Raw genomic sequence first — 13,439 nt, forward strand, 5'->3', positions numbered from 1 at the left:
CGGAACGGTAGGACGGTCCGGTTATGCGCCGCAACCGAGTGCTGTTGCGCCGCAACATAACGGCAACAACGGAATGGTGTCGAGATGTTGCGCACATCCGACGGCTGCTGTCAGAGTGGCGAGCTACCAAGGCGTTCCGTGCAGAGGAACGCCGTCGAGGTCGGGAGACGAGATGCGCAAGCCCTGGATCGCAGCGGTCGCAGTCGCGATGCCGTTGACGCTCGCCGCCTGCGGCGGCTCCGCGCCGCCCGGCACCGAGGGCACCGGCGGGGGCGGTGGCGCCTCCGGCGACGCCATCACCATCGGCTCCCTGCACCCGCTCAGCGGCGCCTTCGCCGCCGACGGCCAGCAGATGGACAACGGCGCGCAGCTCGCCGTGGACGCGGTCAACGAGGCGGGCGGGATCGAGTGCCTGGACGGCGCCCAGCTGGAGCTGGCCAGCGGTGACACCCAGGGGGCGCCCGAGGTGGGGCAGAGCGAGGCCCAGCGGCTGATCCAGGAGGGCGCCGTCGCCCTGGTCGGCACCTACAACAGCGCGGTCAGCCAGAACGTGGCAGCGGTGGCCGAGCGCAACCAGGTGCCCTTCGTCATCGACGTCTCCAGCGCCGACGAGATCCTCCAGCAGGGCTACGAGTACACGTTCCGCCTGCAGCCGAGCGCCGCGGTGCTCGCCCAGCGGGGTGCCGAGTACCTCGCCGAGGTCTCCGAGCAGGCCGGCGCCCCGGCCCAGCAGGTGGCGATCCTGCACGAGCAGGGGCCCTTCGGCACCGCGATCGCCGAGGGCTTCACCGCCGAGGCGGAGGCCCAGGGCATGACGATCGGCCCGGTCATCAGCTACGACCCGGCCAGCGTCTCGGACTTCACCACCCAGGTCACCGCCGTCCGGGAGTCCGGGGCCGACGTGATGATGGTCGCCGGCTACTACCGGGACGGCGTGCTCGTGGCCAACGCGGTGGACACCGTGCAGCCCGGCCTGGACGCGGTCTGGGGCGTGGCCAACGGCGCCTTCGACACCCCGCAGTTCCCCGGCGAGGTGGGCGAGGCCGGCGAGGGCTTCTTCGACGCCAACTACCGCCTGGACATGACCAACCCGGAGACCCAGGAGCTCGCCGAGCTCTACCGCGAGACCCACGGGGACGACATCCGCACCGCCGCCGTGCTCTCCTACGACGCGGTCCGGGTGATCGCCGACGCGCTGGGCCGGGCGTGCTCCACGGACCCGACGGAGCTGCGCGACGCCATCGCCGAGACCGAGCTCGACTCGCTCATCGCCCAGGACGGGCCGATCGCCTTCGACGAGTCCGGCGAGAACACGAACGCCGCGCCGATCCTGATGCAGGTCCTCGACGGCACGGTCCAGCAGGTGTTCCCGTCCGAGTACGCCGAGACCGAGCCCGTCTACCCGGCTCCGTGACCGATCCGACGAAGGCGCACGGCTCCCCCGCCCCCGGCGGGGGTGCCGTGGCCACCGAGGACCCGCCCGAGACCACGATGGTCACCACCCCGTCCGGCGGACGGGCGCGGGCCGTGCTGGTCCGGGTGGGGATCGTGCTCGCCGTCGCTGCCGTCGCCCTGGGGCTGGCGTACTGGCGGACCGGCAACGAGGTGGTGGTCACCCAGGCGGTGCTCACCGGGCTGATGATCGGCGGGGTCTACGGCCTGGTCGCCATGGGCCTGACCCTCATCTTCGGCGTGCTGGACATCGTCAACTTCGCGCACGGCGCCTTCCTGGCGGTGGCCCTCTACATCACCGTGGTGATGGTCGGCCGGTTCGGGGTCCACCCCTACCTCGCCCTGCTGGTGAGCGTCCCGCTGATGTTCCTGCTGGGCGCCGCCGTCCAGCGGTTCGTCCTCGCCGGCGCCATCGGCAAGCCGCTGGAGAACCAGCTGCTCATCACCCTCGGCCTCGCGCTGCTGATCGACAACGGGCTGCTGCTCTTCTTCGGCCCCAACCCCCAGTCGGTCGGGCTCCCCGGCGACACCGGGATCGACGTCTTCGGTGCCGTCGTCACCGTGGGCCGGCTGCTGGCCTTCGCCGTCGCGCTGGTCCTGGCGGGGCTCCTCTACCTGCTCCTGCAGCGCACCCGGCTCGGGACGGCGATCCGCGCCGTGGCGGCGAACGACACCGGCGCCCAGATGGTCGGCATCGACACCCGGCGCATCTACATGGCCACCTTCGCCATCGGGACCGCCGTCGCCGGTGCGGCCGGTGTCCTGGTCGCCCCGCTGGTGACCATCGAGCCGACCACCGGCGAGCTGTTCAACATCGTGGCGTTCGTCGTCGTGGTGCTCGGCGGCATGGGCAACGTCGTCGGCGCGCTCGTCGGCGGCCTGCTGATCGGCCTGACCGAGCAGCTCGGCGCGCTGTACCTGCCGGGCCAGAGCCCGCTGCTGTCGGTGTTCATCGTCTTCGTCCTGGTGCTGTTCCTGCGTCCCCAGGGCCTGTTCGGGAGGAAGGCATGAGCACCGCAGTGCAGAGCTCCGCGGAGCCCCGGGCGCTGCCCGCGCCCCCGTGGGGGAAGCACCTGGCGGCGGTGGCCGTCCTCGCGCTGGTGCTGGCGTTCCTCCCGCTGGTCCTGCCGCCGGCGCAGCAGGCCGTCGCCGTGCGGGTGCTGATCTTCGCCATCCTGGCGCTCGGCTGGAACGTCATGAGCGGCTTCGGCGGGATGTTCAGCTTCGGCCACGCCGCGTACTTCGGCATCGGCGCCTACGTGAGCGTGTGGCTGCTGGTCGAGCTCGGGGTCTCCCCGTGGATCGGGATGCTGGCCGGGATGGTGGCGGCCGCGCTGTTCGCCGCCCTCATCGGCTTCCTGGCGCTGCGGTACAAGTTGAAGGGCGCCTACTTCGCGCTCTCCACGTTCGCCTTCGCGGAGATGCTGCGGCTGCTCGCGATCAACAGCGACCTGGTGAACCGCGCGGTCGGCTACAACGTCCCACTGCGGCCCGAGTCGTCCTGGTGGTTCATCCAGTTCGAGCCCGGCTCGGCGAACTACTTCTGGATCGCCCTGGCGCTCACCGTCGCGGCCCTGGTGACCACCATCGTGTTCCTGCGCTCGCGGATCGGCCGGTTCACCCTGGCGGTGCGGGACGACGAGGACGCCGCGGCGGCCCTCGGCATCCCGGTGATGCGCACCAAGCTGATCACGATCATGCTCTCGGCCGCGATCACGTCCGTCGCCGGCACGTTCTACGTGCAGTACTACTTCTTCGTCGACCCCGACGTCGCCTTCGGGTCGAGCGTCTCGATCCAGGCGATCCTGCCCGCGGTCATCGGCGGGGTCGCGACGATCTGGGGGCCGGTCATCGGCGCGGCCATCCTCGGCCCGCTGAACGACCTGACGGCCACGCTGTTGCGCGACCCGCCCGCCGGCCTGGAGTTCCTGCAGGGCCGCGCCGGGCTGGACGTCATGGTCTACGCGGTGCTGCTCATCCTCATCGTCCTGGTGCTGCCGCAAGGCGTGTACGGGGCGATCCGCGAGAGGTGGGAACGGCGATGAGCCTGCTGCAGGTCGACAACGTCACCAAGACCTTCCGCGGCCTGCGGGCCGTCGACGACGTCTCGTTCACCGTCGAGGAGGGCACCATCCTCGGCATCATCGGGCCCAACGGCGCCGGGAAGACCACGCTGTTCAACTGCATCGCCGGGGCGATCGCGCCCGACACCGGCACCGTCCGGCTCGGGGGCGCCGACGTCACCGGGGCGGCGCCACACAAGGTGTCGCGGGCCGGCATGGCGCGAACCTTCCAGCTCATGAAGCCCTTCGGCAGCATGAGCGTGCTGGAGAACGTCGCGGTGGCGGCGATGGCCCACGGCACCTCGCGGCGCACGGCCACCGGCACGGCGGCCGACGTCGTCGAGCGGGTCGGGCTGTCGCGGTGGCGCGATGCCCGCAGCGACGGGCTGCCCACCGCCGGGCTCAAGCGGCTGGAGCTGGCCCGCGCGCTGGCCTCCCGGCCCCGGGTGCTGCTGCTGGACGAGGTGCTCGCCGGGCTGCTCCCGGCCGAGCGCCTGCCGGTGATGGAGCTGCTGGAGACGCTGCGCTCCGACGACGGCGTCACCCTCGTCTTCGTCGAGCACATCATGGCCGCGGTCATGCGGCTGTCGGACTCGGTGCTCGTCCTCGAGCAGGGGCGGGTGCTCACCTCCGGCTCGCCCGCGGAGGTCACCCAGGACCCGCGGGTGATCGAGGCCTACCTCGGAGAGGAGCCGGCCGGTGCTGGTTCTTGATGGTCTCTGCGCCGGCTACCACGGGCTGCAGATCCTGCACGAGCTCGACCTGCGGGTGGAGGCCGGCGAGATCGTGGCGCTGGTCGGGGCCAACGGCGCGGGCAAGACGACGACGCTGCGGGCCGTCTCCGGCCTCGTGCCGACGAGCTCGGGATCGGTCAGCTTCGACGGCGAGCGGGCCGACGGCGTCCGCACCGCCGAGCTGGTCCGCCGGGGGCTGGTGCAGGTGCCCGAGGAGCGCGCGCTGTTCGGGCCGCTGACCGTGGAGGAGAACCTCCGCATGGGCGGCTGGACCCAGAAGGCGCCCGACATCCAGGCGTCCCTCACCGAGGTGTTCGAGCTGTTCCCCATCCTCGAGGAGCGGCGGCGGCAGGCGGCGGAGACGCTCAGCGGCGGACAGCAGCAGATGCTGGCGATCGGCCGGGCGCTCATGGCCCGGCCCAAGCTGCTCATGCTCGACGAGCCCTCGACCGGGCTCGCGCCCAAGCTGACCTGGTCGGTGCTCGAGGCGGTGCGGACCATCCGCGACCGCGGCGTCGCCGTCCTGCTGGTCGAGCAGAACGCCGCGCAGGCGCTGCGGATGGCCGACCGGGCCTACGTCCTGGAGAGCGGCAGCTGCGTGCTCTCCGGCTCCGGGCCGGAACTCGCCGAGGACGACCGGGTGCGCAGCGCGTACCTGGGTCTGTGACGGCAGGAGGACCGGTGACGGCCGCCGCGGTCCGCTCGCCCGCCGACGAGGCGCGCGAAGCGACGCAGTCCCTGGGCCGGTGGGTCGCCGGGCTGCGGTGGGCCGACGTCCCGGCCGACGCACGCGAGCGGCTGCGGCTGGTGCTGCTGGACTCCTTCGGCGTCATGGTCCTGGGGGCGCGCCAGCCCGAGCAGCGGGCCCTCGTCGCGGCCTGGCGCCCGGGGGCCGGGCCGGCGCCGCTGGTGGGCGGCGGGCTCTCGACGACGGTCGAGGCCGCCGCCTGGCTCAACGCGAGCGCGCTGGTGCGGCTGGAGCTCGACGAGGGTCACAAGTACGCCAAGGGCCACCCCGGCGCCCACGGCCTGCCGGCCGTCCTGGCGCTCGCGGCCGACCTGCGGGCTCCCGGCGCCGACACCGCCGCGGCGCTGGTGGCCGCCTACGAGGTCGCCGCCCGCTTCGGCCGCGCCACCCGGCTGCGCCCCGGCATGCACCCGCACGGCAGCTGGGGGGTGGCCGGTGCGGCCGCGGGCTGCGCCCGGCTGCTCGGCCTCGACGCCGACGGGGTGGCCGCCGCCGTCGACACCGGGGCGGGCATGCCCGTGGCGGGGCACTTCGACTCGGCGCTGGACGGCAACCCGGTGCGGGACGCGTGGATGTCGGCGTCCAACGTCTCGGGGCTCGCCGCCGCGCGCATGGCCGCCGCCGGGGTGGCCCGCAACACCGGCACGGCGGCCGGCTCGCTGGGGGAGCTGCTCGGCTCCTTCGACGCCGCGGTCCTGACCGAGGCGCTCGGCCAGCGGTGGGACGTGCGGCACGGCTACTTCAAGCGGCACGCGTCGTGCTCCTTCACCCACCCGGTGGCCGACGCGGTGCTGCGGCTGCGCCCGGAGCTCGCCGACCCCACCGACGTCGACGAGGTCGTCGTCGAGACCCACTCGATGGCCGCCGGCCTGGCCCGCACCTCCTGGGACTCCCGCCTCGGCGCGCTGTTCAGCGTGCCGTTCGTGGTCGCCGCCGCGCTGGTGCACGGGCACGTGAGGCCGGAGGCGTCCGCGGCGGACGCGCGCTCGGACGCCCGCGTCACCCGCCTGGCCGGCCGGGTCCGGGTCGTGCGGGCCGACGACCTCGATGCGCGGCTGCCCGACGAGCGCGCCGCGCGGGTGACCGTCCGGGCGGCCGGGCGCGAGCTCGTGCTGGAGGTCCCCAACCCCGTCGGCGACGCCGCGTACCACCCGTTCGCCGAGGACGACGTGCTCGCGCTGCTCTCCGCCCTGCTCGGGGACGACGAGGTGGTGGCCACCGTCCGCGACGTCGCCGCCGGCCTGCCCGACGCCCCCGACGTCGCCCCCCTGCTCGGACGGCTGTCCGGATGACCGGCCCGTCCGACCGATCCCCGAGGAGTTCCGTGCGCATCTACGCCGTCACCCCGATCCACGTCCCCGCCGAGGAGCTGGCCCGGCGGCAGGCGCGCTACGACGCCCTCTGCCCACCAGGTCTGAGCGTGGAGCTGCACGACATCGGTGCGGAGGCGCCGCGCGCCCTGGACACCGAGCAGCAGGTGCGCGACAGCGAGGGCATGGTCACCGAGGCGCTGCGCCAGGCACCGGACGGGGCCGACGCGCTGCTGCCCGACTGCGTGCTCGACCCCGGCGTCCCCGCGCTGGCCGGGACGCTGGGCCGCCCGGTGTTCGGCCTGCTGCGCACCAGCATGACGTGGAGCGTGCTCGCCGGGCGCTCCGTCGGGGCCGTCACCCGCAACCGGCCGATCGCCGACGAGCTCGCGCGGCAGGTCGACGTCTACGGCCTGGGCGGCTCCTTCACCGGGGTGGAGGTGCTCGACCTCGACGTGGACGCCATCCACCAGGCCGACCGCTGGGGCGCGTCGCTGGAGGCGGTGGTCGGCCGGATGGGCCGGGCCGGCGCCGGCGACCTGGTCAACGGCTGCAGCGCCGTCGACCTGCCGGCGGAGGCGGCGGCCTGGCCGGTGCGCGTGGTCGACCCGACCGCCCTGGCGCTGCGGCTGATCGCGGCGGGGGAGGCGGCGTGAGCGACACCGGGCCCGACCTGGTCGTCGCGGGCGCCGGCGGGGGCCTGGCGGCCGCGCTGCGGGCGGCGCAGCACGGCCTCGACGTGCTGGTCGTCGAGGTCAGCGAGCACTTCCGCCGCGGCAACAACACCTCGATGTCGACGGCGATGATCCCCGGCGCGGGATCCCGCTTCCAGCGGGAGGCCGGCATCGAGGACTCGCCCGAGCTCTACGTGGAGGACATCCGGCGCAAGACGAATGGGGAGGCCGACGAGCGGCTGGCGCGGGCCCTCGCCGAGGTGAGCGCGCCGCTGGTCGAGTGGCTGGCCGACGACGTCGCGCTGCCGCTCGCGCTGGTCACCGACTTCCACTACCCGGGCCACACCGCCGACCGCTGCCACACCATCGAGGGCCGGCACGGCACCGTCCTGCTCGACCACCTGGTCGCCGCGGTGAAGGCCGAGGAGCGGATCGACCTGCTGGTTCCCGCCAAGCTGGTGGAGGTGCGCCTCGACGACGAGGGCCGGGTGCGCGCCGCGGTCATCGAGACTCCAGACGGTGCCACGGAGGAGGTCGAGACGCCGGCGGTGCTCCTGGCGACCAACGGCTACGGCGCCGACCGCGAGCTGGTCGGCCGCCACCTCCCGGAGATCGCCGACGCGGTCTACCACGGCAGCGAGGCCTCCCGGGGGGACGCGCTGCGCATCGGCGCGGAGCTCGGGGCGGGCACCGCCTACCTCGACGCCTACCAGGGCCACGGGGCGCTGGCGGCGCGGTCGTCGACCCTGGTGGGCTGGGCGACGGTCATGCACGGCGCGGTGATCGTCGGCCAGGACGGGCGGCGCTTCGGGGACGAGACGTCGGGCTACTCCGAGTACGCCTCGGTCATCGCCCGGCAACCCGGCGCCACGGCCTGGATCGTGCTCGACCGGCGGATCCACGACGCCTGCCTGCCCTTCACCGACTTCCGGCAGACGATCGAGGGCGGCGCCCTGGTCTGGGCCGACGACGTCGCCGGGCTGGCCGCGGCCACCGGCCTACCGGCCGACGCGCTGGCCGACGAGCTCGCCGGGGCCGCGGCCCTGGCCCGCGGCGAGGCCGAGGACCGGCTCGGCCGGACCTCCTTCGAGGCGGAGCTCGCCCCGCCGCTGGCCGCCGTCCGCGTCGTGCCGGCGCTCTTCCACACCCAGGGCGGTCTCGTCGTCGACGAGCACGCCCGCGTCACCCGCACCGACGGCTCGGTCATCCCCGGGCTCTACGCAGCCGGCGGGGCGGCGGCCGGGATCTCCGGTCACGGCGCCGCCGGCTACCTGGCCGGCAACGGCCTCCTGCCCGCCCTGGGCCTGGCCTACCTGGCCGCCGACCACGTGGCCGCGGGCCACGGCCGGCCGGCCGCCACCACCTCCGAGGAAGGAACCGCATGACCCGCCTCCAGACCCTTGTCAAGAACGTCACGGTCGTCCGGCCGGACGTCTCCGGCGCCGAGGACGGCGAGGCGCTCGACCTCGGCGTCGTCGACGGGAAGTTCGTCCGGGTGGAGCGGGACATCCCCGCCGAGGACGCCGACGAGGTCGTGGACGGCCGCGGCCGGGTGGCCTTCCCCGGCGTGGTGGACGCGCACCAGCACTGGGGCATCTACAACCCGCTGGGCGAGGACGCCGGGACCGAGAGCCGGGCCAGCGCGCAGGGCGGCGTCACCACCGGGCTCACCTACATGCGCACCGGGCAGTACTACCTCAACGAGGGCGGCCCCTACCGGCAGTTCTTCCCCAAGGTGCTCGCGGCGTCCGAGGGCCGCTCCTACATCGACTACGCCTTCCACCTGGCGCCGATGGCGCAGGAGCACATCGGTGAGATCCCCGAGCTCATCGAGGAGTTCGGCGTCACCTCGTTCAAGATCTTCATGTTCTACGGCGGGCACGGGCTGCACGGCGCGTCGTCCGACCAGAGCTCGTTCCTGATGATCCCGCAGGGGGAACGCTACGACCTGGCGCACTTCGAGTTCGTCATGCGCGGCGTCCAGGAGGCGCGGGAGAAGCTGGCGGACAAGGCGCCGCACGTCTCGCTGTCCCTGCACTGCGAGACGGCGGAGATCATGACCGCCTACACCCGGATGGTCATGAAGGAGGGGACGCTCTCGGGCCTGGCCGCCTACAGCGCCTCCCGGCCCCCGCACTCGGAGGGGCTGGCGGTCACGATCGCGTCCTTCCTGGCCGACGAGACCGGTCTGCCGAGCATCAACCTGCTGCACCTGTCGTCGCGGAAGGCCCTGACCGCCGCCCTGCGGATGGCGAAGGTCTTCCCGCACGTGGACTTCCGCCGCGAGGTCACGATCGGGCACCTGCTCGCGGACATCGACACCGCGCACGGGCTGGGCGGGAAGGTGAACCCGCCGCTGCGGCCGCGCGAGGACGTCGAGGCGCTCTGGGAGCACGTGCTCGCCGGTGACGTCGACTGGGTGGTCAGCGACCACGCCTGCTGCAAGGACGAGCAGAAGTTCGGCGAGCGGCGGGACGACATCTTCCTGGCCAAGTCCGGCTTCGGCGGGGCGGAGTACCTGCTGCCCGGCCTGGTGAGCGAGGGCCGGCGCCGCGGGCTGAGCTACCGGCGGATCGCGGAGCTGACCTCCTGGAACCCGGCCCAGCGGTACGGGCTGCCGGGCAAGGGGACGATCGGGGTCGGGTACGACGCGGACTTCTGCCTCGTCGACCCGTCGGCGACCTGGACGGTCGAGGCGGCGAAGTCGGAGTCGACGCAGGAGTACACGCCGTTCGAGGGCTTCGAACTCGGCGCCAAGGTGACCGACACCTGGGTGCGCGGCAACCATGTGCTCGCCGACGGCGCGATCACCGGCAGCCCGGCCGGGCGCTACCTGCACCGGCCCTACACCGGCTGAGCCCGGCACCTCCCGACCACGGCGCCCGGACCCCGCCCGGGGTCCGGGCGCCGTGCCGTTCCGGGCACCCGAGGCATCGTTGCAGACCCCAACCAACCAGGCGTATGGTTTCGGTCTGCAAGCAGTTGCCTTCCCGAGGACGTCGTCATGCCCCTCAGCCTCCCGATGCGGGACCGCCTCATGGCGAGCGTCGCCCAGCTCATCCGCGCCGGACGCCACCTGAGCTCGCGCGCCGCCACCCACCTGCACGGTGACCTGCCGTCGTTCGGCTGGGCACTCCTGCTCCCGCTCGAGCGCGACGGCGACCTCCGCTGCAGCGCCCTCGCCGCGCTGGCTGGGGTCGACGGCTCGGTCGCCAGCCGGCAGCTCGCCGCGCTGGAGCGGGCCGGCTACGTCGACCGCCACCCCGACCCGCGCGACGGCCGCGCCGCCCTCTTCCACATCACCGACCGCGGGGCCGAGGCGCTGGCCACCTCGCGGGCGCTCCGCTCCGCGTGGGCGCTGACCGCCCTGGGCGACTGGGACGACGACGACGCCGAGCGGCTCGCCGGCCTGCTCGAGCGCCTGGTCGGCGACATCGACGTCGTCGGCGCGCCGGCGAGCGCCGAGCATGCAGGAGCCGCCCGGTGACCGCCCGGCGCCCGCTCCTCCCCCACCCCGCACGCCAGCCGTCCAGGAGTTCCGTGACCACCGTCCAGACCCCCGCCGCCGAGGCGCCCGTCGAGCAGCAGGGGCGGATGACCCACCGCCAGGTGCTGGAGGCCCTCTCCGGCATGTTGCTCGCGATGTTCGTGGCGTTCCTGTCCTCGACCGTCGTCTCCAACGCCCTGCCGACGATCATCACCGAGCTGCGCGGCACGCAGAACCAGTACACCTGGGTCATCACGGCGACCCTGCTGGCCTCGACGGCGTCCACGCCCATCTGGGGCAAGCTGGCCGACCTGTTCAGCAAGAAGCTGCTCATCCAGCTGTCGATCGTGGTGTTCATCGCCGGGTCGATGCTGGCCGGGCTCGCGCAGTCGGTGGACACGCTGATCGCCTGGCGGGTGCTGCAGGGCCTGGGGCTCGGCGGTCTGCAGGCGCTGGTGCAGATCGCGATGGCCGCGATGATCAGCCCGCGCGAGCGCGGCCGCTACTCCGGTCTCCTGGGCGCGGTCATGGCGGTCGCGACCGTCGGCGGCCCGCTGCTGGGCGGCCTCCTGGTGGACACCAGCTGGCTGGGCTGGCGCTGGTGCTTCTACGTGGGCGTGCCCTTCGCCGCCGTCGCGCTGGTGCTCCTGCAGCGCACGCTGCACCTCCCGGTCACCCGGCGGGACGTGACGATCGACTACCTCGGCGCGACCTTCCTGACCGCCGGTGTGTCGGCCCTGCTCATCTGGGTCACGCTGGCCGGCGGCAGCTTCGGCTGGGCGTCGGTCGAGACGGCGCTGTTCCTCGGCGGGGCGGCCCTGGCGGTCGTGGCCTTCCTGGTCACCGAGGTGCGGGCCGCGGAGCCGATCGTGCCGCTGCGGCTCTTCCGCGACCGCACCACCGCGCTCGCGATCATCGCCAGCGTCGCCGTCGGCATGGCGATGTTCGGCTCCACCGTGTTCCTCGGCCAGTACCTGCAGATCTCGCGGGGGTACTCGCCCACCGAGGCCGGGCTCCTGACCATCCCGATGGTCGGTGGCCTGCTGATCTCCTCCACGGTGTCCGGGCTGCTCATCACCCGCTACGGCCGGTGGAAGGCCTACCTCACGGCCGGCTCGGTCCTGGTCGTGGCCGGCTTCGCGCTGCTGGCGACGATCGACCACGAGACGGGCATGGTGCCGTTCAGTGCCTTCCTGTTCGTGCTCGGCGTGGGCATCGGCATGAGCATGCAGAACCTGGTGCTCGCGGTGCAGAACACCGTGGCGGCCCGCGACCTGGGGGCGGCCAGCTCCGCGGTGGCCTTCTTCCGCAGCCTCGGCGGCACGATCGGCGTCTCGGTCCTCGGTGCGGTGCTGAGCAATCACGTCGGCGACCTGATCCGCGAGGGCATGGTGCGGAGCCCGGGGGCCGCGGAGGCGGCGGCCGCCGGGGGAGGGGATGTCGGTCTGGCCGATTTTGCCGACGCGCCCGCGCCGGTGCAGGAGCTGATCCGGCTCTCCTACGGGGACGCGACCGGGCGGGTCTTCCTGATCTCGGCCGTGGTGGCGCTCGTCGCCGTCCTCGCCGTCCTCTTCATCCGCGAGGTCGCCCTGCGGACGGAGACCGGGGACGAGCGGGAGCGGACCGAGCGGGCGCCTGCGGTGCGCATCGACACCGACGCGATCGAGGGCCGCGACGCCGACGGCGAGCGCACCGGCGAGGTGGCGCACGCCGCAGCGGTTCCGACCCGCTGAGCGGGCACGGCCGGCGGCCCGTCTCCCCCAGGGGGAGACGGGCCGTCGGGCGTTCAGCCGGAGGTCACCCCTCCAGCGCGGCGTCGAGGGTGATCTCGGTGCCGGTCAGCGCCTTGCTCACCGGGCAGCCGGCCTTGGCGGCCTGGGCCGCCTTGTCGAAGCCGGCGGCGTCGAGCCCCTCGACCTCACTGCGCACGGTCAGCTTGATGCCCGTGATCGTCGGGGCGCCGTCCTGCTGGCCGAGCGTGACGTCGGCGGAGACCTCGAGGGACTGCGGCGTACCGCCGGCCTTCCCGATCTCGCTGGAGAGCGCCATGGCGAAGCAGGCGGAGTGAGCCGCCGCGATGAGCTCCTCGGGGCTGGTGGTGCCCCCGGCCTCGTCGGCGGCGCGCTTGGGGAAGGACACCTCGTAGGTGCCGACCTTGGAGCTGGAGAGCTCCACCTGCCCCGAGCCCTCCTGCAGGGTGCCGTTCCAGGCGGTGCGGGCGGTACGAGTGGGCATGCTGCCCCTTCCGGGCCGTGGCCGCCTCTGGCTCGGGCGGCGCTGTGCCGGCCCTCCTACCCGCCGCGAGCGCGGGCTACCGCGGGGGTCAGGCCTGGTCGGGGATTCCGACCGACCCGTTGACCCGGTCGGTGAGCAGCCGGAGCCGGGCCTTGAGGTCGTCGAACTCGCTCGTGTCGAAGCCGATCGCGCCGATCATCTCCTCGGAGATGGCCACGGCCTTCTGCTCGAGGGCCCGGCCGGCGTCGGTGAGGGCGATGGACACCGAGCGCTCGTCCTCGACCCGCCGGTGCCGGGTGACCAGCCCCGCCGCGGTGAGCCGCTTGAGCAGGGGCGAGAGGGTGCCGCTGTCGAGGGCCAGCCGGGAGCCGAGCTGGCCGACCGTCTGGTTGTCCTGCTCCCAGAGCAGCAGCATCACCAGGTACTGCGGATAGGTCAGACCGATGGCGTCGAGCATGGGGCGGTACCGAGCGGTCACCGCGCGGGACGCGGCGTACAGCGCGAAGCACAGCTGGTCGTCGAGCGCGACGCTCGGAGCCGGCATGGCGGTCATGCCGCCAGTCTAGGGGCTTCCGGGCTGAGGAACCGGGACGTTCCGCCCTGGGCTTGCCCTCGGAAGAGGCCTGGTGGTGGCGGTTGGCGCCCGGGCAGGATGGATCGGCGTGGCAGAGTTGAGCGGAACAGACTCAACCCGCGGCTCGTTGCAGGGAGCGATGACGCCGCCCACGGAGGGACG

13 protein-coding genes are annotated in these 13,439 nt (G+C 73.6%); 11 read left to right on the plus strand and 2 right to left on the minus strand.

Annotation, left to right across the window (positions count from 1 at the left end):
* The first annotated feature begins 172 nt into the window (after positions 1-172).
* From QOZ88_RS01125 to QOZ88_RS01175, 11 genes are all read left to right on the plus strand, one after another.
* Positions 173-1,414 carry an ABC transporter substrate-binding protein gene (locus QOZ88_RS01125; RefSeq protein ID WP_305997996.1) on the plus strand — a complete coding sequence of 414 codons (1,242 nt, stop codon included), beginning with the start codon at positions 173-175 and terminating at the stop codon, positions 1,412-1,414.
* Entirely contained in the window at positions 1,411-2,463 is a 1,053-nt protein-coding gene (locus QOZ88_RS01130) for a branched-chain amino acid ABC transporter permease (protein ID WP_305997997.1), read from the plus strand. Before QOZ88_RS01125 ends, QOZ88_RS01130 begins: the two co-directional genes overlap by 4 nt.
* Positions 2,460-3,497: a branched-chain amino acid ABC transporter permease gene (locus tag QOZ88_RS01135; RefSeq protein WP_305997998.1), complete on the plus strand. Its 1,038-nt coding sequence runs from the start codon at positions 2,460-2,462 to the stop codon at positions 3,495-3,497. Before QOZ88_RS01130 ends, QOZ88_RS01135 begins: the two co-directional genes overlap by 4 nt.
* A complete protein-coding gene (locus tag QOZ88_RS01140; protein WP_305997999.1) occupies positions 3,494-4,228 on the plus strand; it encodes an ABC transporter ATP-binding protein in 735 nt (244 codons plus the stop codon). The genes QOZ88_RS01135 and QOZ88_RS01140 overlap by 4 nt, the downstream gene beginning before the upstream one ends.
* The gene (locus tag QOZ88_RS01145; RefSeq protein ID WP_305998000.1) at positions 4,215-4,916 is read left to right on the plus strand and encodes an ABC transporter ATP-binding protein; all 702 of its coding nucleotides are present in this window, start codon (positions 4,215-4,217) and stop codon (positions 4,914-4,916) included. The genes QOZ88_RS01140 and QOZ88_RS01145 overlap by 14 nt, the downstream gene beginning before the upstream one ends.
* Positions 4,917-4,930: 14 nt before the next feature.
* Positions 4,931-6,289 carry an MmgE/PrpD family protein gene (locus tag QOZ88_RS01150; RefSeq protein WP_305998001.1) on the plus strand — a complete coding sequence of 453 codons (1,359 nt, stop codon included), beginning with the start codon at positions 4,931-4,933 and terminating at the stop codon, positions 6,287-6,289.
* A gap of 32 nt (positions 6,290-6,321) precedes the next feature.
* Positions 6,322-6,963, plus strand: a complete 642-nt coding sequence (locus QOZ88_RS01155) for an aspartate/glutamate racemase family protein (protein WP_305998002.1) — start codon at positions 6,322-6,324, stop codon at positions 6,961-6,963.
* Complete coding sequence (locus tag QOZ88_RS01160; RefSeq protein ID WP_305998003.1) at positions 6,960-8,366, plus strand: FAD-dependent oxidoreductase; 1,407 nt, start codon at positions 6,960-6,962, stop codon at positions 8,364-8,366. Before QOZ88_RS01155 ends, QOZ88_RS01160 begins: the two co-directional genes overlap by 4 nt.
* Positions 8,363-9,838 carry a dihydroorotase gene (locus QOZ88_RS01165; protein WP_305998004.1) on the plus strand — a complete coding sequence of 492 codons (1,476 nt, stop codon included), beginning with the start codon at positions 8,363-8,365 and terminating at the stop codon, positions 9,836-9,838. The genes QOZ88_RS01160 and QOZ88_RS01165 overlap by 4 nt, the downstream gene beginning before the upstream one ends.
* A gap of 147 nt (positions 9,839-9,985) precedes the next feature.
* A complete protein-coding gene (locus tag QOZ88_RS01170; protein ID WP_305998005.1) occupies positions 9,986-10,468 on the plus strand; it encodes a MarR family winged helix-turn-helix transcriptional regulator in 483 nt (160 codons plus the stop codon).
* 53 nt (positions 10,469-10,521) lie between these two features.
* Entirely contained in the window at positions 10,522-12,201 is a 1,680-nt protein-coding gene (locus QOZ88_RS01175) for a DHA2 family efflux MFS transporter permease subunit (RefSeq protein ID WP_305998006.1), read from the plus strand.
* Positions 12,202-12,265: 64 nt separating this feature from the next.
* On the opposite strand, the gene QOZ88_RS01180 is transcribed toward QOZ88_RS01175, so the two are convergent.
* Together QOZ88_RS01180 and QOZ88_RS01185 are read right to left on the minus strand one after the other, a co-directional pair.
* Complete coding sequence (locus QOZ88_RS01180) at positions 12,266-12,703, minus strand: OsmC family protein (protein WP_305998007.1); 438 nt, start codon at positions 12,701-12,703, stop codon at positions 12,266-12,268.
* Between the two features lie 88 nt (positions 12,704-12,791).
* Complete coding sequence (locus tag QOZ88_RS01185) at positions 12,792-13,256, minus strand: MarR family winged helix-turn-helix transcriptional regulator (protein ID WP_305998008.1); 465 nt, start codon at positions 13,254-13,256, stop codon at positions 12,792-12,794.
* Positions 13,257-13,439: the final 183 nt, after the last annotated feature.

It is taken from the genome of Blastococcus carthaginiensis (assembly GCF_030731085.1).
GTDB lineage: Bacteria > Actinomycetota > Actinomycetes > Mycobacteriales > Geodermatophilaceae > Blastococcus > Blastococcus carthaginiensis.